The sequence below is a fragment of the Mycobacterium genavense ATCC 51234 genome, assembly GCF_000526915.1.
Taxonomy (GTDB): Bacteria; Actinomycetota; Actinomycetes; order Mycobacteriales; family Mycobacteriaceae; genus Mycobacterium; species Mycobacterium genavense.
On the sequence record NZ_JAGZ01000008.1, the window covers coordinates 83,093 to 110,079 of the forward strand.

Sequence of the window (26,987 nt, forward strand, 5' to 3'; positions counted from 1 at the left end):
CGGGCGTCATGGCGCGAGCGAACCGGTTTGGGTGGGCGGGCGCCCCCCGTCCGGAGGGGTGGGGGGAGGAACAGGAGGGGGGACGCCCGGGTACAAGGGGGTGCCGTCGGGTGCGTACTGGGGCGCACCATAGGGCGGGCACCCGGGTAGGGCACGGGACCGGGAGCCGCCCGCCCGGGTAGCGGATGCTCGGCGGCTCCGGCACCCCGCGAGTCACCGGAAAGAATTTGCCCAGCCGGGGAATCCGATGCCGGGATTCGGCCGGATGTCCATCCCGGTGCCGAAACCGGTATCGGTGACCAGGTAGCGCACCGGCCAGTTCTGGGCGACGTCGGGAAGCGCCCCGCACCCAGGCTTGCCGCCGGGGCCGCCCTTTGCGGCGACGATCGGCAGGTTTTGCGGGTTTCGATACGGGTCGTCGCCGAGCAGCAGCTGGGCGTCCATGATCAAGGACTTGCCGTTGCTTCCCCCGAGCATCTGAGACCAATCAGCGAGCGTGCGGTCGGCGCCGACGAGCATGCACGTCAGCTCCGGGTTGTATTTCATCAGCAGATCGGTCGTGGGTCGCAGCACATTGGCCGCGGCGACGAGGTTGTCCTTGCTGGGGCCGAGAACGTCGATTCCGCTGCGCGACAAGCCCGCCACGCTTGCCAGCAAGACGTCGAGTTGGCCGGCTTGGGTCGTCACCGTGCCGCCGGTGGTGGTCAGCGCGGCGAGGGTGTCGATGATGTGGTCCGCGGCCGCGCCATAGATGTCACCGACGCGTTGCAATGCGCGCCAGTCGGCGCGAAGCGTGTCGGTGCGCGGATTGATCGCCTCCAGAACCTGATTCATGTCGGTGATCGATTCGCCGATACGTTGCCCCTGTCCGCGCACGCCTTCGGCAAGTGCCGACAGAACCGCATTGAGCTTGGCCGGATCAATCTGCTTTATGAGCTGCACGAGGTTTTCGAAAACGGTATTGACCTCGGTCGCAACGTTTTCCGATCGCAGCACCGCACCCGCGGCGAGCCGCTTGGGGCTTGGGTTGGCGGGATAGATCAGGTCAACGTATTTCGCGCCGAATAGCGAGGTGGCATTGATCCTTGCCTCGACGTTGGCGGGGATGAAGTTGATCTTGTCCGGGTCGATCTCGAGACGCAGCGTCTGTGAGTTGAGGCCACCGGAGACGGTCGCGACGTGTCCGACCTGCACGCCGCGCATCTTCACCTTCGAGTACGGCTCCATGACCAGACCGGTGCGGTTCGACGTCAACGTGACCGGCACCGCCGCCGAGAACGTCCGGTTGAAGGACGCGACGCTCAGCGCCGCGGCGGCCACGATGCCGGCCACCAAAGGGATTGCCAACCATTCGGCGGCAATGCGGGGTTGCCCTCGGCGTGCCATGCGTCAGCCCGCGAAGTTGAAGTTGCCGGTCTGGCCGTAGAGGGCCAGGGTGACGAACAACACGATGAACGCCGCTCCGATCAACGAGGTCCGGGTGGCTCGGCCAACGGCCTTGCCGACGCCGGCGGGCCCCCGGCCGCGGTGTAGCCGTGGTAGGTGTGGATCAGCATGATCACGGCCACTTCGGCAATCGTGACGACGAAAGACCGCAGCAAGTCCGCGGGAATCAGAAAGGTGTCGAAGTAGTGCTGATACACGCCGCTGGACTGGCCGTAGATCAGCGTGGTGACGAAGAAGCCCGCCGTGTAGCCCAATAGCAGACCCACGCAGTAGAGCGAGATGACGACGAAAACGCCTGCGCCGATTCGAGTTGAGGCGAGGTAGGCGATGGAGCGGATGCCCATCACCTCCAGCGCGTCGATCTCTTCGTTGATCCGCATGGCGCCGAGTTGGGCGGTGGATCCGGCGCCGATGGTGGCGGCGAACGCGATGCCCGCGGTGAAGGGGATGACCAGTCAAGTGTTGACGAACGCCGACGCGAAGCCGTTCAACGCCTCAACCCCGATCTGCGACAGCTGGTTGTAGCCTTGGCTCGCAAGCGCGCCGGCATTGGACATCGTGATGAACGAGACCACCGCGACCGTTCCGCCGATGATGGCCAGCGAGCCGGTACCAAGGCTCATCGCCGCGATCTGGCGCAACGTCTCGGCTCGGTAGTAGATGACGGCGTGCACGACAGCGCCCAGCGCCTTTTTGTAGAACCTGGCCTGCTCTCCGAGCCGGCGACACCCGTCCCGCAGCTCCCTGATCCGGGCGGCACGCGGCACCCACTGATCGGCGAAGGTGCTGGTGCTCATTTGGTCACCTCGAAGCCGAGGGCGGTGCTGACCAAGTTGATGATGAACAACAGCACGAACGAGAACACCACGGTTTCGTTGACGGCGTTGCCCACCCCGGCGGGCCCACGGCTGACGTTGACACCCTGAAAGCAAGCGATCAGGCCGGCAGTGAGACCGAACATGGTCGCTTTGACCATGGCCACCAACACATCTCGCAATCCGGTGACCAGTGTCATGCTCGCCACGAAAGCTCCGGGTGTGACGTACTGGAAGAACACCGATAAGAAGAACGCTCCGGTGACGCCGGTCAACGTCACCAGCGACGACAACAGCAGCGCGACCACGGTGGTGGCGAGCACTCGCGGAACGACAAGCGCCTGAACCGGATCGATGCCCATCACCTTCAACGCGTCGAGTTCTTCGCGGATGGTTCGCGCCCCGAGGTCGGCACACATCGCCGACGCCCCGGCCCCGGCGACGACGAGAACCGTGACGAACGGGCCGATCTGGTTCACCGCGCCGAGCGAGGCGCCGGCTCCGGACAAGTCCGCGGCGCCGAATTCGACCAACAGCACGTTGAATGTGAACACCGTCAGCACGACGTACGGCACTGACAGCATCAACGCCGGGAACATCGCCACCCTGGCGACGAACCAGGTCTGTTCCAGGAATTCACGTCACGCAAAATGCGTGGTGAACATCGTGACGACGGTGTTTAACGCAAACGCGGACATGGAGCCCACACCGCGAAGCGGTTTCATCGGCGTCGACTCAGACAGCGAGGAGATTCGCCGGTGCGCCGACGTGATATTCTGCGCCACAACGAGATTCGGGATGATCAGCTTCATCTGCCGGCCTCAGATGAACGCTTCGTTGAGGGCTTCCCGGCTCTCGGCGGTGGTCACGAAGGCAGTGAGATCCTCCTCCACCGTCTCGATGTGGGGGTCACCCGGTTCGACGAAATAGTAACCGCCGGCGGAGATCGATTTGGGCTCGTGACCATCCAGGTCGACTCGAATCTTCCCATCCAGCACAAAGATTTGCACCCAATTCCGGTGGGAATGATGAGGGAAGACGAAGCCTTTCGGCAGCTTGAATATCCCGGCGAAAAGATCGCCCTTATCCCACAACCGACACTCTTCGACGTTGAAACCCGCCAGATAGGCCGACTCCCACCACTGATCTTGAGTGGTGACGAACTTAGCCATGGGCGCTCCTGGCGGGATCGGGATGTGAGAGTCGCTGTGAGGTCGGGAAATGCGTCGCTACGAGGCACCACCGTTTCGCTGGTCCCCGGAGAAACCGCGCGCATGGGTGGACGCGAGTTGGCGCCATTTGGTGATGCACATGTCCGGCGGGAAGAGGTGCTCGTTGGCCCAACCGTTCTTGTCGCGGTAGAACTCTTCTTGCGCCTCGCGCGCCCAGACGTCATCGTCGTTGAATCCATGCGGGGCGAGATCACGCCACTTGTCGTTGAACTCTTGCTCGAAGGCCTGGATGTCGGCCTCATTCGCCACCTTTCGTTGCAGCACCTGGAAGTACTCATGCTCGGTCGCGCCAACCGGCACATAGAATTCATATTGCACGAGCGTGGGGTCCGGGAAGGGATCGACTTTCAGCACTCCCGGCAGCCATACGCTTACTCTTGCTGCTACCCGTTTTTCGTCACCGGACAGCTGGCATTACAGCACGGGCTGGCCGTGCAGTTGCGCTTCGAAAACCGGCTTGTAGTTTTGGGCGAGATTGTCGACAACACCTTTGGGCCAGCCCTGGGCATGGACCTCCATCGCCCCGCAGTTGGCGGGAACAAAGCCGTACGGCAACGCGAGTTTGTTGCCGGACACCAACGGCGAATCGCGATGCATGAAGATATGGGTGGTGTCGAACCCGTTTTCCACCCCGAGCCGCCAATTCGACGCAACGGTGCGACGAATCCCGAGGCAGTGCGTATTAGGTTCGAAAAAGCCCGGCGGAACATCCTCACTCAGCGCGGGGGGTTCCTGGTCGCCGACGAACACAAAGATCAAGCCCTGCTGCTCTTCGGCAGCGAAGACGGGGATGCCCACCTGCCCGATCACCGGCGAATCAGGCGACGTCAGCACGTCGGTGAGCTGCCCGTCAGCGAGGGAGTACGTCCAGCCGTGATACCAACACGACACCGTGCCCTTCTGAAAGCACAAGGGCTGCGCCGAGAATCGCACCCCGTGGTGTGCGCACTGATCCGCGATCGCGCGGACTTGCCTGTCGACACGAGTCAACAGAATCTGTCGGCCGAGCATCTTCACCGACGCGAACGCACCTTCGGCCAACTCGTGGCTGAACAGCGCCGGATGCCAGTGATTAGAAAAGCCCAACTCCGCACGCAGATACCGCGGCCACTTCGAGGCCTCCGCCGATCCGGCAGCATCGGCGGGCACATCTGTTTCGAATCATTGGTCGGCGGCAGTCACCAGGCTCTTCTCCCCACAACGGATCGCTCTTGATTTAGCATGCGACTACGCCAACGCCGCAGCGACGTCACATCCGTTGAACTACCTAGTCGGCTACCGAAAACATCCGAAGGTCTGCTGCATGGATAAGTGATAAACGAGGTGCTGCGCCGGATCGCGGCCTATTTGTGGCAGTCAAATCTGTCCGGGACAAGGCTTCACCGCTCGTCAAGGAGCTCGTTGTTTGACGGGATTCCCGCGGCGGTGACGTGCCGGGTGCTCAAGCTCACTCGCCAAACCCTACTATCGGTGGTTGGCCGATCGGTTTGCTGATTCCGAATATGTTGCCGCGCAACGGGTTAATGCTTCGTTCGAAGCCCACCGCGACGACTCGGAGTTCAGCCACCGCTATACCACTGCCGACGGTGCCAGAGTACGCTCAAACGATCGACCCCATCGAATTCGAAAAAATCATGACCAAACGGCCGGTCGGGCCGCATGAAGTAAATTGTCAACAATTCGTGGGGCAGACCCAGCAGACGCGCTCGCCGATCTTCGCGGCGACCAAGGCGACGACCACGATTCGGTCGCGGCGGAGTTCACCTTGACCGGGCCAGCGCACCCGACGCACCGAAATCGCCAGGTTCGTATTTGATGATCATCTGCGCGCACGGCCGATGGTGGCAGAGCTGTCTTGTTAGCGCTTGCTGCGGGCTCCTCGGATCACGAATGAGTGCTTTTCATGACTCGCCGGAGCGCTTCTCCGATGAAGCGGCGGGCATCGACTGCATCGTCGACGACGCCTGCCATGTAAAGGAAGGGATGAACTTGGCCGTCGTATCGACGGTATTCGACCGCGACACCTGCTGCTTGCATGGCCGCCGCGTAGGCCTCGGATTCGTCGCACAACGGATCGCACTCAGCTGTGACGACCGTCGCTGCCGGCAGTCCGGTGAGGTCGAGGTTAGCGAGCGGAGCGAGCGTCGGATCGGTGGGGTCGGCGTTCGGTGCATAGCTGCCAAAGAAGTACTTCATGGCGCGACTGGTGACGAAATGATCTTCCCCGTACCGTCGGTAGCTTTCAGTCGCACCCACCGTCGCTTGCGTGACCGGGTAGACAAGGACCTGATGAATCAGACCGGGCTCGTGACGAAGCTGCTGCGCAACGACGGCGGCCAAGTTTCCTCCCGCACTGTCGCCACCGACGGCGACGCGGAACCGATCTATGCCATCGATCCCGCCCGCGAGTACTGATCGCGTTACGGCCAGCGCATCGTCGACGGCCGCTGGGTGCGGATTTTCTGGTGCGAGTCGATAGTCGACACTTATAACGACAAGGTCGCCATAAATCGCTATATCCCGAGCGGTCGTGTCAGCGAGATCGAGGTCTCCTGCTACCCAGCCGCCACCGTGGAAATATATGAGGACTGGCTGATTCTCGGATGGCAGCGGCCAATATACGCGGACCTGTATTGGACCTTGCGGTGGGTCGAGGGTGGTGTCCACAACCTTATGCACCTCTGCTGGCGTGCCGGTCAGCGCGATCGCCTGCCTCATCTCCGCTCTGCTCTGTGCTAACGATTGTGAATCGAATTGCGGGGCACCACCAACGATGGACAGAAACTCTTTGGCCTGAGGATGCAGTGGCGCCACGCTTGTCCACCTTCTTACCCGCTCACATGCGCTTAGGCGTCAATATCGCGCGTCGAATGGCATGCATCTATATTGACGAACGTCACCGTAACGCGATGTTCTGAAGCTGTCAACATACCGCGAGTTCGGCGATGTCTCGATGGACTAGAGAGCTGATTCACCGTACAGACGCAAGGCGATGCCACAAACGAAGGGCCGGCTGCACGCCAACAGAACCCCGCCGTTCCGAAATCCATGCACCACAACCACATCACCACCCACAGTCACACCGCGCCCGACGCGTCTGTCACCCACAACCCCGGGCAAAGACATTCCGAAGTTCCGCGACTTCGTTGATATGCGGGTGGCTCGATCGTCGACTGGTGCATTGCCCTGTTAACGATTGCAACCATCCCATGGCGCGACCCGAAAATGCGCGACTCGAGTCCTCGGCGATCATTTTCGGCGCGCCGATACGACTACCGAAATACGCCGTGATCGGTGGTCGAAGGGCGGCCAGGGTCAGTGCCGGCTGGCGATCCATCCCGCAATCTGGCTGCGCGAGTTGACGTTTAATTTACTCAGGATGTGCTGAATATGGCTGTCTATCGTCCGGCTGGACAACACCAATTCGGCCCCGATCCCCCGATTCTTCATGCCACGCGCTACCAGGTCCGCGACTTCCAATTCCCGTGCCGTTAAAGGGGATTGGCTGCTCGGTGGTGGCGAGACTGTGGTGTCGTCGGCGCCGATGAGGTTGGCCGTTGCCAGATCGGTGCTCAGCAGGGCCCCTCCGGCGTTCAATGCGTCCGCTTCCCGCGCGCCGAGCACCGCGCGTAGCCGTGCCTCAGTACCGGCGCGGGAGTTGGCCAGGTCCGCCCCGAAGGTATCCATCGAGGTACCCAAGTTGTCCCAGATTGTGCGGGCGGCTCCCAGCAGCCGCGCACTCTCGGCGTATCGTCCGTCGGAGGCAGCGATCCACGCGAAGAGCTCGATCACGTGCGCGATCCCGAGATGATCGCGGAATTCGAGCTTCATGCGCAGGCTTTGCCGCGCCTGATCGGTAGCCTCGGCGTACTCCCCCGCCTTCCATTTGTTCAGCGACAGTGCCCATAAGGCGTAGGGCGCCGCCCATCGTTCCCCGTAACGAGCGCTCAGTTCAAGCGACCTCTCACACGCCGAGATCGCCAATTAAGACCCCCGCGATGTCACCGCGTTCCTCGTGGCTCGCCATGCCACGCTCGTAGTGGATCCTGGCCTCGGCCGGCTCGCCCCCGAAGAGCGCGGCCATGCCGCGCAGCTGCGCGATGTAGCCGAACAGGTCGGGCGCATCGATCATTCCCGCGAGTTTCTCCGCGTCCTCGAGCCTGGTTTGTGCCTCCCCCACCTCGCCACGCAGCAACGCGAGGTACGCGTCAACCCACATGGCATTGGCGCGGGCGCGGCAGGGAGCGTTTTTCGCATCCGGGGACAGCGCCTGACGGAACCAGCGGCGTCTTTCACCGAGGCAGCCGCCCGCGATCCAATACCACTGCAGCGCAGCAGCTAACGCACACGCTTGCTCCAACTGATCGCCTTCGACACAGTAGTCGAAGGCGCTCCTCAAGTTGGTGTGGTCTTCCCGCAGGCGAGCCAACCAGCTGGGTTGTTCGGGACCGCACCACTCCGCGAAACTTCGCTCGGCCAGGCACAAGAAGTAGTCGCGGTGCGCCACGTGGAGCCGCGTCAACTCCTCTTTCTTGGTGAGGCGGTCTTTGCCGTACTCCCGAAGGGTTTCGAGCAGCCGATACCGCATCTCCTTCCCAGCTCGCTCGACGATGAGAATCGACTTGTGCACCAAGGCATCCACCAGGTCGACGATCTCGTCGCCGGCCAGGCCGTCGCCCGCGCAAACCACCTCGGCGGCCGCAAGCGTGAAACTGCCCGCGAACACCGACGAGCGCCCCCATAGCGCCTGTTCGTTCGCCGAGCACAAGGCGTAGCTCCAGTCGATGAGCGCCGCCAGCGTCTGATGGCGCGGCAACGCAGAACTGTTGCCCGCGGTGAGCAGCTGGAAACGACGGTCCAATCGTTCGAAGACTTCGCCGACCGACAGTGTCCGCAAGCGAGCAGCCGCGAGTTCGATGGCAAGAGGGATGCCATCCAGCCGTTCACACAGCCGTGCCAGGAGCGCGCTGTTCTCTTCGGTGACGTCGAACCCGGAGCCGCTGTCGGATGTGCGGGCGCGCAACAGCGCCGACGGAGTCGAACTCGTCCAATGTGGAGGCGTCCAGACGCGCTCCCGATCTCGGAGTCGACAACGGTGGCACCGTGAAGATGTACTCTCCCAGCACCCCCAACGAATGACGGCTGGTCACCAGGAACCGGAGCATCGGCGCGGCGCGGGAGCAGCTCATCGACGAGTTCTGCGCAAGCAGCGCTGAGATGTTCGCAGTTGTCCAGGATGACGAGCATCTGTTTGCCGGCCAGGTGGTGATGCAGTTGCGATAGCGGCGCGCGCCGCGTTTGCTTCACCACACCGAGCGCGGTGGCAACCGTTTCCGCCAGCGCCGCGGAATCCTGCAGCGCCGCCAGCTCGACGAACCAAGCCCCGTCCGCAAAGGCTCGTCGCGAATCGGCCGCGACCTTGATCGCCATGCGCGTCTTGCCGACACCGCCGACCCCGGTCAGGGTCACCAGCCGTGATGCGGACAGCTGTGTACGTAGTTCCGCGAGTTCATGGCGACGGCCGATGAAACTCGTCACGTCTGCGGGTAATTTTCCCTCATTTCGCTTCGGAACCATGCCACTGCCTCATGCGACAGCATGATACTGAGCCGGAGTGGTGCCGCATAGGAATTGGTCGCAGAGATCGCCCCGAATTGGCAGTGATACCGCTAGCGGGCCGCAGCATCGAGAAGGTCACCCGCGGCGAACCGCCCAGCCTCGGTACGCAACAGCTTGCGCGCGGTGCCGAGTGCCTTGCTATTGACACCGAACACCCCGATCGCTCTGCCCTGAGCGGAGTAGACGGCCACGAATTTGCGGCCCGCGACGTCACCGGCGAGTTCCACGCCGTCATGCCCCCGGGTATCGCCGACACACCACATGTCAAGGTCGAGCTGCTTGGACCACACAAATGGCAGAGAGTCACAAAGTGTACTGCCACCCAACATATTTCGAGCAGCCACCGCACCCTGATGCTGTGCGTTCGACTCGTGTTCGACGCGCACGTGCCGGCCCAGTAGCTGCGAATACATCGCAGCGACATCCCCGGCGGCGAACACATGAGAATCTGAGGTGCGGCAATGCGCGTCGACGACGATCCCGCCCTGCGACAGCTCCACGTTGGTCCCGTCCAACCACGAGGTGTCCATGCGGCTGCCGACCCCGACCACGGCGATATCGCAAGCAATGGTAGCGCCGGAATCCAGCCGGACGGCCTGCGCTGGGGAATCGCCGCATATCTCGACCGCCGTGGCACCGAGATGCTTCTTGACCCCGGCGAGCCGGTGGCACTCGGTGAGGATCGCCCCGACGTCGGGTCCCACGACTCGCTCCATCAGAAACGAGTCCCTTTCGACGACATGAGCATCCGCGCCAAGAGAGATCGCGGTGGCGGCCACTTCGCAACCGATGAAGCCACCACCGATGACGACCACCGTCGCGGAGGCATCAATCCCCTCGCGAAGACTCAGCGCGTCTTCGAGACACCGCAGAGTATGGACACCGTTCAGCGTGAAGCCCGGAATGTCCAGCGGCGCGGGCATCACGCCAGTGGCGACAAGTGCTTTCTCGTAAGCGAATTGCGTCCCGGACGACAATGTGACGACGCGGTTGTCGGTGTCCATCCCGGTGGCGGCGTCATCTAGGACGATCTCGATCCCCTTGTTGCGGTAGTACTCAATCCGCTTCAGGTACACCGAAGATGGCTCGGCGTCTCCGGACAGAACCGCTTTAGAGAGTGGCGGTCTGGCATACGGAAGGTGATTTTCCGCGCAGACTATCGCCACAGATCCCGGCGCCTTCCTGGTCAGCGTGTCGACCGCACTCACTGCCGCCAGCCCGCCACCGATGATCAAATACCGTGCGCTGCGGGTCATTCATGGACCTCGATGCGATGGCCAGTAACGGATACGTCAGTCGTCATCCACGGTCACGACGAAGACTTCATCGCCGTCGATCACGACGTCGTACTTCCGGACCGGGTCGGTACATGGTTCCGCCGTCGGATCGCCGGTGCGGAGATGGAATTTTACTTCATGCAACGGACATTCGATCTCGAGAGTCTCGAGATGAAGCTGACCCGCGTCCAACCACGCGTCGGCATGACTGCAGATATTCGAAATCGCGTAAACCACGTCCGCGATTCGCACCAGCATCACTTCGTCGCTGCCGACATCCACCGCGATCGGTTGTTTGTCAACCAGGTCGGAATAGTCGGCGACCTTGACCAGCTTGCAGCCGCGCGTATTTTCGACGCTCATATCCCTCATTTCGTTCGTGTTCGATGACGCAGTGGCACGGATCAGTCGTCGACTTCCGGGGGCGCCGCAAAGGCAAACGCGCTCATCCCGGTGGCCCACGGTTTGATCGGCTCGTAGTACAGGGCGGCCCCGCCCGCGTCGCCGATGGCGGCCGCCGCGAAGATCCAATTGCGGATCTCCAGGCCGCCGTTGCCCGCCTGCTCGATGATGTAGTCGTTGGACCAGGTCGCGGCATAGCCGCCATCGCCGGCCGACAACAGTGCCAGGAACTCTCGGTCGAATTGTTCGTTTATTCGGCCCATCTGTGTGGTGCCGGGCCAGTGGGACAGACCACCGCAGCCCACGACAACCACGCGTTCCTCGCGCGTCGCCACGTAGCCGGCCAGCAATCGCCCGAGCAGGTAACAACGAGCCGCGGTCGCGGTGGCGCTCGGCGATTGGGTGCCGATGATCAGCGGTACCACCCGGATGTCGTTGGCCAGAAACATCATCAGAATCGGGATGGCCAATCCATGGTCGGCACGAATCGTGCTCATCGAGGCGATGTCGAAACCGCGAGTAGCGGCGTAACAGAGGAAGTTGGTCGCGAATTCTGCGTTCGACCGGATGTCTACCCGGGGGATGTCCATTTCTCCAAAGGTCTGAAACGAGTCGACGACCGGCACGGTGAACAAGGGTTGCGGACCGCTCGGCAACAGCGTCGGGCCGTGTTCGGATGACACGACGACCACGAGATCCGGGTCGAGGTCGTATACCCTGCGTCCGAGTTCCCGGAAGCCGTCGACCACCTGCTGCGCTTGATGCTCGACGCCGGTGCTGGGGAACATGGTGTGCGATGTCGCGAATGCCCCGACAACCTTGCCCATCAGTGTTCTCCGTTGGTGGCGGCGAAGTATTCGCGCGCACTCATCGCTCGCTCGAAATCGGGGTTGCAGATGAAAGAGCCTCACATTGCCAGCAGAGGGGGAACGCCCAACAGAGCCAACACATCTGGCGTCGAATTGTTCCGCACGATCTCCCACTCGTCGGCCGACAGCGCATACCGCCGCGACAGTGTCGGCTCGGCGGCGCGGACCGCATTCCAAGCGTCCCTGCTCGCGAGCGCATCCTCGAACATGCGGCTCAGCTCAGACGGACTCATCGCCTTCGTCCTCTGCCAGCAGGAAGTCGATCGCGATGCGGGCAAACTCCTTGGGATGCTCCAACATCGCCCAGTGGCCGCAACGGGGAATCGCGTACAGGTGGGACCGGTCGATGAGCTGGTGGAAGCGAACGGACTCGAGCAGTGGGACTACCGCGTCTTCGCGGCCGGAAACAACTAGCGTCGGAACCTTGACGGCGGCGATGTCGCTTTCCTCGAAATGCAGCCCGGCCTGGTCGCGAACCCAAGCCATGGTGCGCCGGTAGGCGTCCATCACCTTGTGGTCGCAGGTCAGTTTGTAGCGGTACTCGACGAGACCCTTTGGTGGCACGAAACTTTGGTGTGTGAGCGCATCGACGATTCGGGCCATGCCATCCAGGTTGGGTTCGCCGTAGTTCAGGATCGTCTGCAGCTGTGGCGAGAAGCTTCGGTTGAGCCCGGCGCTTCCCATCAGGACAAGTTTGTTGACCCGCGCGGGATTGGTCATGGCCAGCCCCAATGCGGTGGCACCGCCCATCGAGTTGCCGATCAACGACACCCGCTCCAGTCCCATCACGTCCAGAAAGGCCGCCAGATGGGCGACGCGGGCTGGTTGGGAGAATTCGAATTCGTCGTCGCTGGGCAAGCTCTGCCCGAAACCGACCATGTCGTAGGCGATGATGCAGAAGTGGTGGGAGAACGTCGGCATCAACGTCCCCCAGTTGCCCCATGCGTCGGCACCCGTGCCGCCGCCGTGGATCAGCACCACCGGCGCACCGGCGCCGGCCTCCCAGTAGCGCGTACTGACTTCGCCGACGTCGATCGAGCTGTCTCGCGGAGTCGTGGTAGCAGCGGTCATCTGCCCACGACCGGTCTAGCGCTCGATTGGCCATCAGCGGAAATCACTGGATTCTTCTCCCCACGCGCACGGATTGCTGTCGATTAGCAAACGACTATGCCAATGGCGCAGTGGGGGTGACATCCGTTGAAATACCGGCCGACTACCGAAAACGCGCCGTTGCGCTGACGCTTCAAAGTTCTCGCCGCAGCGTAGCCCAGCGCCAGGACAAGCACGGCGAACTTGATCAGGGCTGCGGTCCGCGCGCGCCGCGCATTCTCGGCGATGCGCCTGCCGCTGAGCACCTTGAGTATCGAGACCCTCGACCGCGGATTGCATCGTTTCGACACTGAACGCCGCGGGTAGGCCCGGCTTATGAAAACGGGCGCATACATCGGGGTGGCGGCGCTGACCATTGCGTCGTTGGCCGCCTGCGCGAATCAGCAGGGCAACCAGGCCAGCACGTCCTCGTCCACCAGCGCCCCGCCCGGCACCGAGCGGATGGCCACCCAGTTGAAGAGCGCCGACGGCACTCAGGTCGGCACCGCGACCATCGATTTCGCGAACGGCTATGCGACGGTCACGGCGGATGCCGGCCCCAACCAGGTGCTGAGCCCCGGTTTCCACGCGCTGATGATTCACGCGGTCGGCAGATGCGAGGCGCCGGACTTCGAATCAGCGGGCAGCGTCTACCAGGCCGCGGACCACACGGGTTTTCCCACCAGCAGCGACCTGACCGCATCGCAGGTGCGCTCCGACGGCTCGGCGAAACTCGTCACCACCACCACCAACCTGTTGACCGCAGCGGATTTGAGAAACAGCTCGGGTTCGGCGCTGATCGTCCACCAAGCCGCCGACAACTTGACCAATCCTCCCACCAGTGAGTCCGGCAAGCGGGTGGCCTGCGGTGTGATCACCGCGGCGTCGGCGTCGTCGACGTCGCCCAGCACGACGACGAGCAGCGTCTCGACGGTGACCACCACGGCCGTCGTGCCTGCGCCGTCGGTCAGCACCAGCACCATCACGGTCACCAGCACCCCGACCGGCTCGTCGGTAACGACCCCGACCACGACGACTCGCCCCAGCCTGCCGCCGGGCACCTGACGGTCAGGGCTTCTTGGCCCACACCGATAGGTTCGGGCTCACCATCAATACCGGGTCGGGGTCGCATTCCACCCTGACCCGCTCGGCGAACCACCCTGACCCGCTCGGCGAAGACGTCGATGTCAAGTTCGTCTTCGCTCACAATGCCGTGGGCGGTCAGCACACCCGACAGCCCGCGCAGCAGGGTGCTCACGTGCTCCACCACGTCGGCGCCGTGAAAGACGCCCGGACAGTTCATAAGGCGGCTGCGGGACGAGGCCGACCGAACGCAGCGCCGACGGCAACCGCGACGCGACCCGTTCCGGCACGCCGGTGGCCTCGAATCCCGCAGTCATCCACCGCGAGAGCTGTTCGATCGACGGGCTCTGCGGCGACATCATCACGCCGGCCGACGACATGTGTTCGAACTCGAGGAAGGCCATCACGCCGCCGGCCACGACCCGGTCGGCCAGGGCACGCAACACGGCCTCGAGGTCGGGCTGATACATCAACACCAACCGGCCGACGATCGCGTCGAACTGGCCCTCCGGAGGATCGGCGATGTCGCCAATTTCGAACCGAACGTTCGACAGCCCCGTGTCGGCCACGCGGCGGTTGGCGGCCTCGACGTTGTCGGGGTCGCGGTCGACGCCCAGGACTTCACCCGACGACGTGACGAGATCGGCAACGATGAGTGAAACATCGCCACCGCCCGACCCGCAGTCCAGGACTCGCGCGCCGGGACCGGTGCCGGCGGCGCGGAACAACTTCTCCGTGGCAGGTCGCAGCTGTTCACCCTGGCGCGCCAGCCGGTCACGTTCCCGCTCGTTGTTCGACCACGCGTACTGTTTGGCCACGCGCCGAATCGTCGCACACCCGTTGGCTTTTCGCTCAGCGAAGCGGAGGGGCCATCGCTGGGTCGAGAGCGAATATCTGCACGGCGACCGTCGGCGAATGCGGGACGATTACGCGTCGATGAGTGGCCTGAGCACTTCACCAACCTTCGTGACGACCCCGGGCGTGTAGCCGTGGGTCGGAAGGTTGACGATCACCCCGTCGACGCCTACGTCGAGCACTCGACGCTTGATCTCGTCGGCCACCTGGTCCGGACTGCCGACGACCGCCCGGCCACCGCGCGCCTCGCCGATGTCGCGCGGTGCGTCGTCCAACACGACGGTCAACAGCGTGCTGGTCTCCAAAGTGGCTGGGTCCCGGTCGATTTCGGCACACCGCTGCCGCAACACATCGAGCTTGTGCGGTAGCTCGTCGATGTCGGCGATGAGGTTGAGGTGATCGGCGTAGCAGGCGGCCAATCGGAACGTCTTCTTTTCACCGCTGCCGCCGAGCATGACCGGGATGTGGTCCCGATACCGGGGCTCGTTGATCGCGCTCTCGGTGTGATACCACTTCCCGTCGAAGGTGGGTCGCTCGCCGTGCAGCATCGGCACGATGATCTGCAGCGCCTCCTCGAGCTTCTCGAACCGCTCGGTGAACGTGCCGAAGTCGAACCCCAGCTGCTTGTGCTCGAGCTCGAACCATCCGGCGCCGATGCCCAGGACGGCCCGCCCCGCGCTGACGACGTCCAGGGTCGTGATCACCTTGGCGAGCAGGGTCGGATTGCGATAGGTGTTGCCGGTCACCAACGTCGACAGCTGCACCCGCTCGGTGGCCGTGGCCAGCGCCCCGAGCGCCGTATAGGCCTCGAGCATGGGTTCGTCGGGCTCACCCAGGCCGGGCAATTGGTAGAAGTGGTCCATCAACAGCACGGTGTCGAAGCCGGCGGCCTCGGCCTCTGCGGCCTGCGCTTTGACCGCGGGAAATAGGTCGGCCACGGGGGTGCCATAGGAAAAGTTCGGGATCTGCAATCCAAGTCTGATAGCCATGTCCTCCTACAACCGCGGGGAGCGGCGATCGCATTCCGCGGGCGAACTCTGAAGTTGCACGAGCCGGCAGATCGGCGGGGGCACCCGCTGGCGTCAGGCGGCGTGCACGTCCGGGGTGCGGACGTGTTCTGGCCGGAAGCCGCGCCCGACGAAGATCGGCGGAAGCGCCTGCAGCGGGCCCCATCCGACGATCTTCGGCACCTGGATCGGGGACAGGTCACCGATCAGATTGGGCGCGACCGCCCTGTCCTGCACCAGCACCTGACCGGCCTCAATGATCCGGGTGGGCAATTCCCGACGGCGCTGCACCTTGGCCAGGTCGGCGTCGGTCAGCCGGCCCTCGCGCAGCGGGGCGCACAGGATGTTGGCGGCGGCCACCGCATCGACGACGGCAAGGTTGATGCCGACCCCGCCGGCCGGTGACATCGCGTGCGCTGCATCGCCGATGCACAGCAGCCCGGTGCGCCACCAGGTCTCGAGCCGGTCCACCCGCACGTCGAGCTCGCTGGTGTCGTCCCATGATGTCAGGTCGTTGACATGCTCACGCAGCCGCAGCTGCGCGGCGACGATGCGCTCCTTGAACTCTTCCAACGATCCGCCCCGGGGGCTGGCCCCCGTCGGCATCAGATAGGCGACCTGCCAGTAGTCGCCCCGGTAGATCATGGCCATCAGCAGGCCCTTACGAATCACTCCGAACAGTTCCTGAGGGTCACCGGGCCGCCATTCAGCCGGAACCACAGCACGTCCATCGGGGAATGCGCGGCAGCGATGGGCAAACCCGCCACCGCCCGCACCGCGGACTTGCGGCCGTCGGCGGCTACCACCAACTCCGCCCGGACCTCCAGATCCGGCGTGCGTACCCCCACCACCCGGTCGCCGTCGAAGATCACATCTGTGACCTCCGCGTTCCGGATCAAGGTGAATTCCGGTTAGGCAGAAGCCTTTTCAGCGAGGAAGTCGAGAAAGTCCCACTGCGGCATCATGGCGATGTAGGGCTGCCTGAAGCCGAGCCGTTTGAGCACCTTGAAGTTGCCGAAGGTGCGGATCGAGCCACCGGTGTCGAAGGCAAGGCGGTCGATCTTGGTGTGCGGCAGCTTCAGGAACTCGTCAATGAATCCGAGCTCGTCCATGATCCGCAGGGTGCTCGGGTGCACGGTGTCACCGCGGAAGTCGCGCAGGAAGTCGTTGTGCTTTTCCAAGACGACGACCCGGATTCCGGCCCGGGCGAGCAGCAGCGCGTGCACGAGGCCGGCGGGTCCGCCACCGGCGACACAGACCTGGGTCTGCACAACTTGCGTCATGGTGTGCTCCTGGTGAAGGTTTTGGAATATACCCCTACGACATCGCTAGCCGGCCCGGGCGCACAGCACGGCCCGTCGGCGCTGGCCGTCGTCGTCGACGATATGGACGTCGACGTCGCCGAATCCCGCGGCTCGCAGCGCGTCGACGATCGGGGCGGGGTCGGCGACGCCGCTGAACGGCAACGCCGCCGCCACGTCGTCGGAGTAGTGATGCGCCGCCACTTGCGTGTTCAGCGAGCAGTCGGCGACCAGCGTCCCGCCCGGTGTCAGGACGCGGCGCCATTCGGCGAAAACCTTGTCGGGTTCGACCAGGGTCCAGAGGAAGTGCCGGGCCGTCACGGCGTCGAAGCTGGCGTCGGGAAACGGCAGTCGTTCGGTCACGCCCTCTACGAAATCGATGTCCATCCCGCGCTCGGCGGCCTTGGCGCGCGCGTGGGCCAGCATCGCCTGCGACGCGTCGTACCCGGTCACGTGGTGACCAAGCTCGGCCAGTAGCAGCGCGACGAACCCGGTGCCGGTGACCATGTCGAGGACCCGGGAGACGGGCGGGATGGCACCCAACGCTCCCGTCCACAGCTGGCGTTCGGCCTCGGAGAAGATGCCGTGGGCGTCCTTCTGGTCATAGCGTGCGCCCTCTTCCTCCCAGAAGGCGCGGATCGCACTGTGAGCGGCGTCCGGGGAAGCTTTCGGCGACATGGCAATTCACCCTAGTCGAATTGCTGGCGCGGGCAGCTTGGCGCTCCTACTGTTCTGGCATGCAGAAGGCGTTGTTCGCGCTCGGGTTGATTCTGTTTCTGCTCGGCCTGCTCACCGGCTTCGTCGTCCCGGCGTTGAAGAACCCGCACATGGCGCTGGCGAGCCATCTCGAGGCGGTCCTCAACGGCATGTTCCTGGTGGTGCTCGGTCTGCTCTGGCCGCACCTCCACTTGCCCGATCCATGGGCGCTTGCGGCGGTCGTACTTGTCGTCTACGCGGCCTATGCGAACTGGATCGCGTCGTTGCTGGCCGCGGCGTGGGGCGCCGGGCGCAGGCTGGCGCCGATCGCGACCGGCGACCACGAGGCCTCGGCGGCCAAGGAGGGGATCGTCAGTTTCCTGCTGGCGTCGCTGTCAATCTCGATGGTCGCCGGTATCGGCATCGTGATCGCGGGGCTCTGAGTCACCGGTTCGCGAATTCGACCAGCTTCACATTGACGGCCGCGGCATTGGGGCGGATACCGTCGTGGTTGCCCTTGTTGACCCATACGCATATGACGGCCGAGCTACGAAAACGCCCCGGCCAGATGACCGGGGCGCTTCGTCTCGACTACTTAGTGGTGGTGATGGCCGTGGCCGTGGCCGTGGTCGTCTTCCTCGGTGGCCGGCTTCTCGACGACGGCCGTCTCGGTGGTCAGCACCATGCGGGCAACCGACGCCGCGTTGAGCACCGCCGACCGGGTGACCTTCACGGGGTCGATGACGCCCTGCTTGACCAGGTCGCCGTACTCCAGTGTGGCGGCGTTCAGGCCGTGGCCCGCGGGAAGCTCACTGACCCGCTGGACCGCGACCGCGCCGTCGAGCCCGGCGTTGACCGCGATCCAGTACAGCGGCGCGCTAAGGGCCTCGGCGAACACGCCGAGGCCCGCGGCCTCGTCGCCGGACAGAGACTCGCGCAGCTTCTCCAAGGACTTGCGGGCCTGGATCAGCGCCGATCCACCGCCCGCGACGATGCCCTCCTCGACGGCTGCCTTGGCGGCCGCGACGGCGTCCTCGACGCTTTCCTTGCGCTCCTTGAGTGCGGTCTCGGTGGCGGCGCCGACCTTGATGACGGCCACGCCGCCGGCCAGCTTGGCCACCCGCTCCTGCAGCTTCTCGCGATCCCATTCCGAATCGCTGGCCTCGATCTCGGCACGCAGCTGCTTGACGCGGGCTTCCACCGCGTCCTTGGAGCCGCCGCCGTCGACGATGATCGTGTCGTCCTTGCTGACCACCACGCGGCGGGCCGAGCCCAACACGTCGGTACCCGCCTCACGCAGCAGCAGGCCAACGTCGGGGTTGATCACCTGGCCGCCCGTCACGATCGCCAAGTCCTCGAGGAAGGCCTTGCGGCGGTCGCCGAAGAACGGCGACTTGACCGCAACCGCCTTGAGTGTCTTGCGGATCGAGTTGACGACCAGGGTCGCCAATGCCTCGCCCTCGACGTCCTCGGCGACGATCAGCAGCGGCTTGCCCGACTCGGCGATCTTCTCGAGCATCGGCAGCAGGTCCGGCAACGAGCTGATCTTCTCCTGGTGCAGCAGGATCAGCGGGTCCTCGAGCACGGCCTCCTGCGAGTCGAAGTCGGTCACGAAATACGCCGACAGGAAACCCTTGTCGAAGCCGACGCCCTCGGTGAATTCGAGCTCGGTGTTCAGCGTCGACGATTCCTCGACGCTGACGACGCCGTCGGCGCCGACCTTGTCCATGCCCTCACCGACCAGAGCGCCGATCTGCTCGTCGCGCGAGGAGACCGTCGCGATCTGCGCGATGCCGTCGCGGCCGGCCACTGGAGTGGCCGCAGCCAGCAGCGCCTCGGACACCGCATCGGCGGCCTTGCCGATGCCCGTACCCAGCGCGATCGGGTTGGCGCCGGCGGCGACCAACCGCAGGCCGCCCTTGACCAGCGCCTGGGCCAGCACGGTCGCGGTCGTGGTGCCGTCACCGGCGACGTCGTTGGTCTTGGTGGCCACCGACTTCACCAGCTGGGCACCCAGGTTCTCGAACGGGTCTTCCAGGTCGATGTCCCGTGCCACGGTCACGCCGTCGTTGGTAATCGCCGGTCCGCCAAACGCCTTGGCCAGCACCACATGCCGGCCGCGCGGACCCAGCGTGACACGCACCGCGTCGGCGAGCTTGTTCACGCCCGCCTCCATCGCGCGGCGCGCGGTTTCGTCGTACTCAATCAGCTTGCTCATCAGGCTCCTTGCCTCAATCGCCGAACGTCGACTTGTTGTTGGGTTTTCGGTTTGATCTGCCCGATTAGTCGACGCTCGGCGGATTAAAAACGCATGCCGCCCCGGAAATCACCCGTGCCTGCGCACGGGGATCGCCGGGGCGGAACACGGTTCTTACTTGGAAACGACAGCCAGCACGTCGCGCGCGGACAGGATCAGGTACTCCTCGCCGTTGTACTTGATCTCGGTGCCGCCGTACTTGCTGTAGATGACGGTGTCGCCCTCCGACACGCCCAGCGGGATCCGCTTGTCGCCATCCTCGTCCCACCGGCCGGGGCCGACTGCGACGACGGTGCCTTCTTGCGGCTTCTCCTTGGCGGTGTCAGGAATGACCAGACCGGACGCGGTCGTGGTCTCGGCCTCGTTGGCCTGCACGAGAATCTTGTCCTCGAGTGGCTTGATGTTCACCTTCGCCACGATTGGAGCCTCCACTATTTGGATCGGGTCCGGGACGTGCGCCCGGACTGCAGTTGGCGGTCGGTTCAGGCTGGCCCGAACCGACCATTTACCAGATGATTCGGCATTCGGCCGTGCCCATGGGCCGTCGTCGCGGGTGCCGACACAGGGGATCGTCCGATTGCCACCTAGCACTCTATACACGAGAGTGCTAGCACTCAAGGCCACCCTGCTGCTTCCCACGGATTTATGCTGTGAGCTCAGCGAACCTGGCCTTCTACCACCGGCAGCCCCGGATCGCTGGGCGCGTCCAGCGGTGACGGCGCCGCGCCCGCGGCGACCAGTTGCGCGGCGAATGCCGCGATCATCGCGCCGTTGTCGGTGCACAGGCGCGGCCGGGGGATACGCAGCGTCAGGCCCGCCTCGGCGCAGCGCGCGGTGGCCAGCTCGCGCAGCCGCAAGTTGGCGGCCACTCCCCCGGCGATCAGCAGCGTCCGCACGCCCAACCCGGTCGCCGCGCGCACCGCCTTCATGGTCAGCACGTCGGCGACGGCCTCCTGGAAGCCCGCGGCGATGTCGGCCTGGGCCGCGTCCGGATTGCTCTCCACGTATCGCGCCACGGCGGTCTTGAGGCCGGAGAAGCTGAACGCGTGCGGATCGTCGCGCGGGCCGGTCATCCCGCGCGGGAACAAAATGGCGTCCCGATCACCGGTGCGGGCCAGCTCGTCGAGCACCCGGCCGCCCGGATAGCCCAGCCCCAGCAGCCGCGCCACCTTATCATAGGCCTCGCCGGCGGCGTCGTCGACCGTGCTGCCCAGCTCGACGATCGGCTCGCCGAGCGAGCGCACATGCAGCAGATGCGTGTGTCCGCCGGACACCAACAGTGCCACGCACTCGGGCAGCGGCCCATGCTCGTACACGTCGGCGGCCAGGTGCCCGCCCAGATGGTTCACCGCGTAGAACGGCACACCCCACGCGGCCGAATACGCTTTGGCCGCTGCCACTCCCACCAACAACGCACCGGCCAGCCCGGGGCCGATGGTGGCGGCGACGACGTCGGGCTTGTCCAGTCCGGCGACGCCCAGCGCGCGGCGCATGGCCGGGCCGAGTGCCTCCAGGTGCGCGCGGGACGCGATTTCGGGGACCACGCCGCCGAACCGGACATGCTCGTCGACGCTGGACGCCACCTCGTCGGCCAGCAGCGTGACGGTGCCATCGGCGTCCAGCCGCGCGATGCCGACTCCTGTTTCGTCGCAAGAGGTTTCGATGGCCAAAATGTTCGTCATAGTGCTTCCCGCCGCATCGTGTACGCGTCCGCGCCGCTGACTCGGTAGTAGCGCTTGCGCAGGCCGATCTGCTCGAAACCCACGCTACGGTAGAGCGCGATCGCCGCCTCGTTGTCGGTGCGGACCTCCAAATAGACGACACCGCCGTCGGCGAACGCCAGCAGCTCACCGAGCAGCCGGCGGCCGATGCCCCCGCCCTGATATGCCGGGTCGACGCCGATGGTGTGCACCTCGTATTCGAACGGCGGCGTGCGGCCCAACCGGGAGATACCGGCGTAGCCGACGAGCAGGTCACCGGTACGCGCAGCCACGTAATGGTTGTGGGCACTTGCCAATTCGCGGTTGAACGCCGCAGCCGGCCACGGGTCGTCACCGTCGAACAGCTGGGCTTCCAACTCCGCACACCGCTGCGCGTCGGCGCGGGTCAACTCGCCGATCGTGACAGGTTCGCGGCAGGCGGTCATCGCCGGGCCGCCACGGGCTTGGCGTCGGGCCGGCGCAGGTACAGCGCCACCAGCGGCGCCGGGTCCGCCGACCAGTCGGACACCGCGGAGGCCGACTGCGCGGCTCCTCCTCCGGCTGTCCCGCCCGGCATCGTCACCGCGCGCACCAGCCCGGCCGGTGTCGGGTGGACGGGCTCGCGGACCGGCAGGCCGAACGGCGCCGCGAGCTGGGGCGAGCCGGCGACCGCGGTGGCCAAGCCGGGATCGACGTCGGCCGGGGCGTTGACCGCCGGGCCGTCGATACGAATCCCGTCGCGGTAGCGGGCCCAGTAGACCTCGCGGCGCCGGGCGTCGGTGACCACCAGGGTGTCGCCGGTCGTCAGTGCTCCGATGGCGTCCAGGCTGCAGACGCCGTGCACCGGGATGTCCAGCGCATGCCCGAAGGCCGCGGCCGTGGCCATCCCGGCGCGCAGACCCGTGAACGGGCCCGGGCCGCAACCGACCACCACGGCGTCCAGGTCGGTCATCGTCAGCCCGGCCTCGGCCAGCGCGGCCAGCACGTTGGGGGTCAGCCGTTCGGCGTGGGCACGGGCGTCGACGGTGACCCGCTGGGCCAGCACCGTATACCCGGCGCCGTCGCGGCGGACCACGCCGGCCGTCACCGCCGGGGTCGCGGTGTCCAGCGTCAAGATGAGGCTCACGAACGGCCCCATTCCCAGGTCGCGATCCGCACGTCGGAGTGGCTGACCCGCTCCAGCCGGATGTCGAGATGACGATCGGAGAGCCGCTCGGCAAGGCCCTCCCCCCACTCCACCACGACGACCGCGTCGTGCAGATCCGTGTCGAGGTCTAGCGAATCCAGTTCGCCGAGCAGGTTGGCGCCCTGATGATCGAGCAGCCGGTAGACGTCAACGTGGACCATCGTCGGTGCACCGGCCTGTCGCGGCGGGTGCACCCGCGCCAACACGTAGGTCGGCGACGTGACCGGGCCGTCGACATCCATCGCCTGCGCAATCCCCTTGGCCAACACCGTCTTTCCCGCCCCCAGCGGGCCGGAGAGCACCACGACGTCGCCGGCGCGCAGCTGCTTTCCCAACCGCGACCCGAGCGCGATCGTGTCCTCGACGCGCTCGCAGGTCGCCGTGCCCGATCCCGTTCTCAGCTCAGCCACGGCGCCGCAACCGTTGTCGAGTTCGCCGATACCACAGGGTCATTCTGCCCGGGACCGCTCGATTGACCAGCCGGACCAGCCCGTCGTTGATGGCCTCCGGCTTGTCCAGCAGGGCCAGATGGCTGGCCTCGCTGACGATGACCAGCTCCGATCGCGGCAGCGAGGCCGCCATCTTCCGCGAGTATTCGTCCGGTGTGATCAGATCGTGGTCGCCGCAGGCGATCAGGGTGGGGATCCGCAGCAGCGTCCACAGGCCGGCGGTTTCGTCGTGGGTTTCCAGCGCGCGCAGGAACCCGACCAGGGTGGGGATCGGGGTGCCGTTCATCATCCGCTGGGAGAACGCGTCCAGGCTGCGGCTGACGTGCAGGTCACTGTAGGACACTGCGCGCAGAATCGGCCCGATCAGCGATCGGGACACATTTCGGCCGCGGTGCATCAGCTTTGGCGCCGAGCTAGCGGTGAACCGAAACGCTTCCACCGCAGGGTTTTTTCAATATCTCGCCCAGCGGAGACCGGGTAACTCCTTCTGCGGCAGTGGAAATCAGCGCCGCACCCACGATGCGAACGCCGTACTGGTCCGGGTACTGGCGGGCGTGCGACAACACGGACATGCCGCCCATCGAGTGGCCGACCAACACGATCACGCCGCGCGGGGCGACCGCGGTCAGCACGCCGTGCAGGTCCTGGCCCAGCTGGGTCAGCGTGTAGGTCTCGGGCGAGGCTTCGCCGGAACGTCCGTGCCCGCGCTGGTCGTAGAAGACCATCCGCACCCGCGGTCCCCACTTCTCGACGAGCCTCTTGCGCTGAAAGTAGAAGGCGCCCATGCGCAGACAGAATCCGTGCACGAAGACCATCGTCAGCGGGGCGTCCGGCGGCCCGACTTCACGCACCGCCAACGGCACGCCGTCGGACGTGGTCACCACGTAGCAGCGGTCGCTGTTGAGCCGCTCGAAATCCTCGTCGGCGTACGGGTCGTCGGTGAGCGTGATGCGTTGCGTCATCGACCGGCGCACCGAAGCGCCGACGATGGTGGCGACCGCAGTCAGCCCCGCCCCTCCCGCAAGCCAAGCATTTTCCCGTTGGCGCCTGCGAGTTTCCTCATCGTTCAACGGTTTCGGCCTCGCGATAGGTCCTGGCGATGCGGCCGCGCGGACTGGTGACCACCTCGTAGTGGATGGTGCCGAGCAGATCGGCCCAATCCTGTGCGGTGGGTTCACCGTCGGCGCCGGGACCGAACAGGATCGCCTCGTCACCTTCTGCCACATCGACCGGCCCGGGACCGAGGTCGACGAGGAACTGGTCCATGCAGATCCGCCCGACACCGGGGTACCGCTTGCCGTTTATCAGCACGTCGAGTCGCCCACCCAGCGACCGGAAGACACCGTCGGCGTAGCCGACCGGCATCAGCGCGACGGTCGTGTCGTGCGGCGCGACCCAGGTGTGCGCGTACGACACACCTTCACCGGCTCGGATCGACTTCACCAGCCCGACAGTACATTTCACCGTCATGGCGGGGACCAGACCCATATCGCCGAGCTGGGGAACCGGACTCAGCCCGTACACCGCGATGCCCGGCCGCACCATGTCGAAGGCGAAATCGGGACGCGACATCGTGGCCGAGGAATTCGACAAATGAGCGATCTCGAATTTCACCCCCTGGTCGCGCGCCTCGGCCAGCATCTCGTTGAACCGGCCGCACTGAACATCGTTGACGGGGTTGTCGGGCTGGTCGGCGAACACCATGTGCGACATCAGCCCACGCAACCGGATCGTCTCGTCGGCTACGGCCTTTCGCACCGCGGTCAGCATGGCCCGGTACTGGCCCGGCGGGACGCCGTTGCGGTTCAGCCCTGTGTCGACCTTGAGACTCACCGTAGCCGCACGCTCGGTGCGCTGCACCGCGTCCAGCACCTCCTCGAGCTGGCGCACCGACGACACCGCGATCTCCACGTTGCCCTGCAGCGCCGGGGCGAAGTCCAGGCCGGGTGGATGCAGCCAGGCCAGCACCGGCGCGGTGATCCCGTCGGCGCGCAATACCAACGCTTCCTCGACGGTCGCCACACCCAGCTCGGCCGCCCCGGCGGCCAATGCGGTGTGGGCCACCCGGACGGCTCCGTGGCCATAGCCGTCGGCCTTAACGACGGCCATCACCTGCGCGGAGCCGGCATGCTCGCGCAGTACCCGCACGTTGTGCGCGATTGCGCCCAGGTCCACGACGGCCTCGGCGAGGACACCCGGCGTCAGGGAGAGCGGGGTAGCTGCCACGGCCGCCATTGTCCCAGAAGCCGGAAATCCGCCGCGAGACTGCGATTACCGACGCCGCCAGTCGCGAAATGCGTCGCTGGTCGCAGTCTCGCGAAACTACACCGTCAGTGCGCGAAGTGCTCCGCCCGGTAGTGCCCGCCCGGCTTGAGCTTGTCCAGCGAGGCCAGCGCGGTGCGCGCGTCGTCGTGCAGGGCCCGGGCCAGGTCGGCGGAAAGCCCCTCGCGCACCACGATGCGCAGCACGGCGATGTCGGTGGCGTTGTCGGGCATGGTGTAGGCGGGCACCTGCCAGCCGTAGCCGCGCAGCTCGTGGGAGACGTCGAACTCGGTGTAGCCCAGGCCGCGCTGCAGGCGGAAGGCCACCACCGGGATCGCCGAGCCGTCCGAGATCAGCTCGCAGTGGTCCCCGACCCGCAACTGCTCGCCCAGCCAGCGCGCCGTCGACGACAACGTCTGCATGACCTGCGTGTAGCCCTCGCGGCCCAGCCGCAAAAAGTTGTAGTACTGGCCGACGACCTGGTTGCCGGGGCGGGAGAAGTTCAGCGTGAACGTCGGCATATCCCCACCCAGATAGTTCACGTGGAACACCAGGTCCTCGGGCAGGCACTCCTTGCTGCGCCACACGACGAACCCGACGCCGGGGTAGGTCAACCCGTACTTGTGCCCGCTGACGTTGATCGACACCACCCGCGGCAGCCGGAAGTCCCACTTCAGCTCGGGGTGCAGGAAGGGCACCACGAACCCGCCGCTGGCGGCGTCGACGTGCACCGGGACGTCCGCACCCCCGGCGGCGGCCAGTTTGTCCAGCGCCGCGCAGATCTCCGCGATGGGTTCCAGCTCGCCGGTGTAGGTGGTGCCCAGGATCGCTACTACCCCGATGGTGTCCTCGTCGACGGCGTCGACGACCTGCTCGGGGGTGATGACGTAGCGCCCCTCCTCCATCGGCAGGTAGCGCGGTTCGACGTCGAAGTAGCGGCAGAACTTCTCCCACACCACCTGGACGTTGGAGCCCATTACCAGGTTGGGGGTGCGGCCCGTCCAGTTTTTGCCGACCTTTTCCCGCCACCGCCATTTCATCGCCAGGCCGCCCAGCATCACCGCCTCGCTGGAACCGATCGTCGACACCCCGGTCACGCTCGACGGGTCGTCGTCGCGCAGGTCCTCGGCGTGGAACAGGTCGGCCACCATGCACACGCAGCGCTGCTCGATGGCCGCGGTCGCCGGGTATTCGTCCTTGTCGATCATGTTCTTGTCGAACGTCTCGGCCATCAGCCGCCCGGCCTGCGGATCCATCCAGGTGGTGACGAAGGTGGCCAGGTTCAGCCGCGAGCTGCCGTCGAGCATCAGCTCGTCGTGGATGAAACGGTAGGCGGCATCCGGGTCCATGGATTCCTCGGGCAGCCGCAGCGCCGGCACCGGCGTGGTGAACAGCCGCCCGGTGTAGGCGGGCGCGATCGAGTGGGCGGGCATGGACGGGTG

At 65.3% G+C, this 26,987-nt stretch carries 22 protein-coding genes and 7 pseudogenes; 2 read left to right on the forward strand and 27 right to left on the reverse strand.

Annotated elements, in window-relative coordinates; all coding sequences use genetic code 11:
- Positions 1-6 precede the first annotated feature (6 nt).
- From T428_RS29135 to T428_RS0117605, 14 genes and pseudogenes are all read right to left on the reverse strand, one after another.
- Positions 7-1,386: pseudogene (locus T428_RS29135) on the reverse strand (MCE family protein).
- 3 nt (positions 1,387-1,389) lie between these two features.
- Positions 1,390-2,243 (reverse strand): annotated as a pseudogene (locus T428_RS29140) (ABC transporter permease).
- Positions 2,240-2,986: pseudogene (locus T428_RS29145) on the reverse strand (MlaE family ABC transporter permease). The pseudogenes T428_RS29140 and T428_RS29145 overlap by 4 nt, the downstream one beginning before the upstream one ends.
- 96 nt (positions 2,987-3,082) lie before the next feature.
- The gene (locus tag T428_RS0117550) at positions 3,083-3,433 is read right to left on the reverse strand and encodes a cupin domain-containing protein (protein ID WP_025737493.1); all 351 of its coding nucleotides are present in this window, start codon (positions 3,431-3,433) and stop codon (positions 3,083-3,085) included.
- A gap of 57 nt (positions 3,434-3,490) precedes the next feature.
- Positions 3,491-4,642, reverse strand: a pseudogene (locus T428_RS34820) (Rieske 2Fe-2S domain-containing protein).
- 735 nt (positions 4,643-5,377) lie between these two features.
- Positions 5,378-6,307: an alpha/beta hydrolase gene (locus T428_RS32190; RefSeq protein ID WP_036468323.1), complete on the reverse strand. Its 930-nt coding sequence runs from the start codon at positions 6,305-6,307 to the stop codon at positions 5,378-5,380.
- Between the two features lie 501 nt (positions 6,308-6,808).
- Positions 6,809-7,477, reverse strand: a complete 669-nt coding sequence (locus T428_RS31310) for a helix-turn-helix transcriptional regulator (RefSeq protein ID WP_156942985.1) — start codon at positions 7,475-7,477, stop codon at positions 6,809-6,811.
- Entirely contained in the window at positions 7,458-8,516 is a 1,059-nt protein-coding gene (locus T428_RS34825) for an ATP-binding protein (RefSeq protein WP_051465271.1), read from the reverse strand. The genes T428_RS31310 and T428_RS34825 overlap by 20 nt, the downstream gene beginning before the upstream one ends.
- A gap of 173 nt (positions 8,517-8,689) precedes the next feature.
- A pseudogene (locus T428_RS36155) lies at positions 8,690-9,070 on the reverse strand (AAA family ATPase); the annotation flags it as partial.
- Positions 9,071-9,162: 92 nt separating this feature from the next.
- Entirely contained in the window at positions 9,163-10,368 is a 1,206-nt protein-coding gene (locus tag T428_RS0117585) for an NAD(P)/FAD-dependent oxidoreductase (RefSeq protein ID WP_025737497.1), read from the reverse strand.
- A gap of 36 nt (positions 10,369-10,404) precedes the next feature.
- On the reverse strand, positions 10,405-10,752 hold the full coding sequence (locus T428_RS0117590; protein ID WP_036468325.1) for a non-heme iron oxygenase ferredoxin subunit: 348 nt from the start codon (positions 10,750-10,752) through the stop codon (positions 10,405-10,407).
- A gap of 41 nt (positions 10,753-10,793) precedes the next feature.
- The gene (locus T428_RS0117595) at positions 10,794-11,618 is read right to left on the reverse strand and encodes a DODA-type extradiol aromatic ring-opening family dioxygenase (protein ID WP_025737499.1); all 825 of its coding nucleotides are present in this window, start codon (positions 11,616-11,618) and stop codon (positions 10,794-10,796) included.
- A gap of 80 nt (positions 11,619-11,698) precedes the next feature.
- Positions 11,699-11,893, reverse strand: coding sequence for a hypothetical protein (locus tag T428_RS0117600; protein WP_025737500.1), 195 nt, complete (start codon positions 11,891-11,893; stop codon positions 11,699-11,701).
- Complete coding sequence (locus tag T428_RS0117605; RefSeq protein ID WP_025737501.1) at positions 11,880-12,731, reverse strand: alpha/beta fold hydrolase; 852 nt, start codon at positions 12,729-12,731, stop codon at positions 11,880-11,882. The genes T428_RS0117600 and T428_RS0117605 overlap by 14 nt, the downstream gene beginning before the upstream one ends.
- Before the next feature lie 354 nt (positions 12,732-13,085).
- On the opposite strand from T428_RS0117605, the gene T428_RS0117615 reads away from it, so the two are divergent.
- A complete protein-coding gene (locus T428_RS0117615; protein WP_025737503.1) occupies positions 13,086-13,814 on the forward strand; it encodes a superoxide dismutase family protein in 729 nt (242 codons plus the stop codon).
- A 122-nt stretch (positions 13,815-13,936) separates the two neighbouring features.
- On the opposite strand, the gene T428_RS29165 is transcribed toward T428_RS0117615, so the two are convergent.
- The 4 genes and pseudogenes from T428_RS29165 to T428_RS0117635 all read right to left on the reverse strand — a co-directional run bounded on the left by T428_RS29165 (position 13,937) and on the right by T428_RS0117635 (position 17,673).
- Positions 13,937-14,650 (reverse strand): class I SAM-dependent methyltransferase, encoded by a 714-nt coding sequence (locus T428_RS29165; protein ID WP_025737504.1) that lies wholly within the window; start codon positions 14,648-14,650, stop codon positions 13,937-13,939.
- 108 nt (positions 14,651-14,758) lie between these two features.
- Positions 14,759-15,676 (reverse strand): LLM class F420-dependent oxidoreductase, encoded by a 918-nt coding sequence (locus T428_RS0117625; protein WP_025737505.1) that lies wholly within the window; start codon positions 15,674-15,676, stop codon positions 14,759-14,761.
- Between the two features lie 93 nt (positions 15,677-15,769).
- A pseudogene (locus T428_RS29170) lies at positions 15,770-16,977 on the reverse strand (FAD-dependent oxidoreductase).
- Positions 16,978-17,022: 45 nt separating this feature from the next.
- Positions 17,023-17,673 carry a class I SAM-dependent methyltransferase gene (locus T428_RS0117635; RefSeq protein ID WP_025737506.1) on the reverse strand — a complete coding sequence of 217 codons (651 nt, stop codon included), beginning with the start codon at positions 17,671-17,673 and terminating at the stop codon, positions 17,023-17,025.
- A gap of 59 nt (positions 17,674-17,732) precedes the next feature.
- Between T428_RS0117635 and T428_RS0117640 the strand changes: the two genes are divergently transcribed.
- Positions 17,733-18,134, forward strand: a complete 402-nt coding sequence (locus T428_RS0117640) for a styrene oxide isomerase (protein ID WP_025737507.1) — start codon at positions 17,733-17,735, stop codon at positions 18,132-18,134.
- 152 nt (positions 18,135-18,286) lie between these two features.
- Here T428_RS0117640 and groL read toward each other — a convergent pair whose 3' ends face one another.
- The 9 genes and pseudogenes from groL to gad all read right to left on the reverse strand — a co-directional run bounded on the left by groL (position 18,287) and on the right by gad (position 26,978).
- The gene (gene groL / locus T428_RS0117645; protein ID WP_025737508.1) at positions 18,287-19,909 is read right to left on the reverse strand and encodes a chaperonin GroEL; all 1,623 of its coding nucleotides are present in this window, start codon (positions 19,907-19,909) and stop codon (positions 18,287-18,289) included.
- A gap of 153 nt (positions 19,910-20,062) precedes the next feature.
- Positions 20,063-20,365 (reverse strand): co-chaperone GroES, encoded by a 303-nt coding sequence (gene groES / locus T428_RS0117650; protein ID WP_025737509.1) that lies wholly within the window; start codon positions 20,363-20,365, stop codon positions 20,063-20,065.
- Between the two features lie 239 nt (positions 20,366-20,604).
- Positions 20,605-21,630 (reverse strand): tRNA (adenosine(37)-N6)-threonylcarbamoyltransferase complex transferase subunit TsaD, encoded by a 1,026-nt coding sequence (gene tsaD, locus T428_RS0117655; RefSeq protein ID WP_025737510.1) that lies wholly within the window; start codon positions 21,628-21,630, stop codon positions 20,605-20,607.
- Positions 21,627-22,094 (reverse strand): ribosomal protein S18-alanine N-acetyltransferase, encoded by a 468-nt coding sequence (gene rimI / locus T428_RS0117660; protein ID WP_025737511.1) that lies wholly within the window; start codon positions 22,092-22,094, stop codon positions 21,627-21,629. The genes tsaD and rimI overlap by 4 nt, the downstream gene beginning before the upstream one ends.
- Complete coding sequence (gene tsaB / locus T428_RS0117665) at positions 22,091-22,786, reverse strand: tRNA (adenosine(37)-N6)-threonylcarbamoyltransferase complex dimerization subunit type 1 TsaB (RefSeq protein ID WP_025737512.1); 696 nt, start codon at positions 22,784-22,786, stop codon at positions 22,091-22,093. Before tsaB ends, rimI begins: the two co-directional genes overlap by 4 nt.
- Positions 22,771-23,244 carry a tRNA (adenosine(37)-N6)-threonylcarbamoyltransferase complex ATPase subunit type 1 TsaE gene (gene tsaE / locus T428_RS0117670; protein WP_036468329.1) on the reverse strand — a complete coding sequence of 158 codons (474 nt, stop codon included), beginning with the start codon at positions 23,242-23,244 and terminating at the stop codon, positions 22,771-22,773. The genes tsaB and tsaE overlap by 16 nt, the downstream gene beginning before the upstream one ends.
- Positions 23,237-24,290: pseudogene (locus tag T428_RS29175) on the reverse strand (alpha/beta fold hydrolase). Before T428_RS29175 ends, tsaE begins: the two are co-directional and overlap by 8 nt.
- A 52-nt stretch (positions 24,291-24,342) precedes the next feature.
- On the reverse strand, positions 24,343-25,509 hold the full coding sequence (alr, locus tag T428_RS0117680; RefSeq protein WP_025737514.1) for an alanine racemase: 1,167 nt from the start codon (positions 25,507-25,509) through the stop codon (positions 24,343-24,345).
- Positions 25,510-25,613: 104 nt separating this feature from the next.
- Complete coding sequence (gad, locus tag T428_RS0117690) at positions 25,614-26,978, reverse strand: glutamate decarboxylase (RefSeq protein WP_156942988.1); 1,365 nt, start codon at positions 26,976-26,978, stop codon at positions 25,614-25,616.
- Positions 26,979-26,987 lie beyond the last annotated feature (9 nt).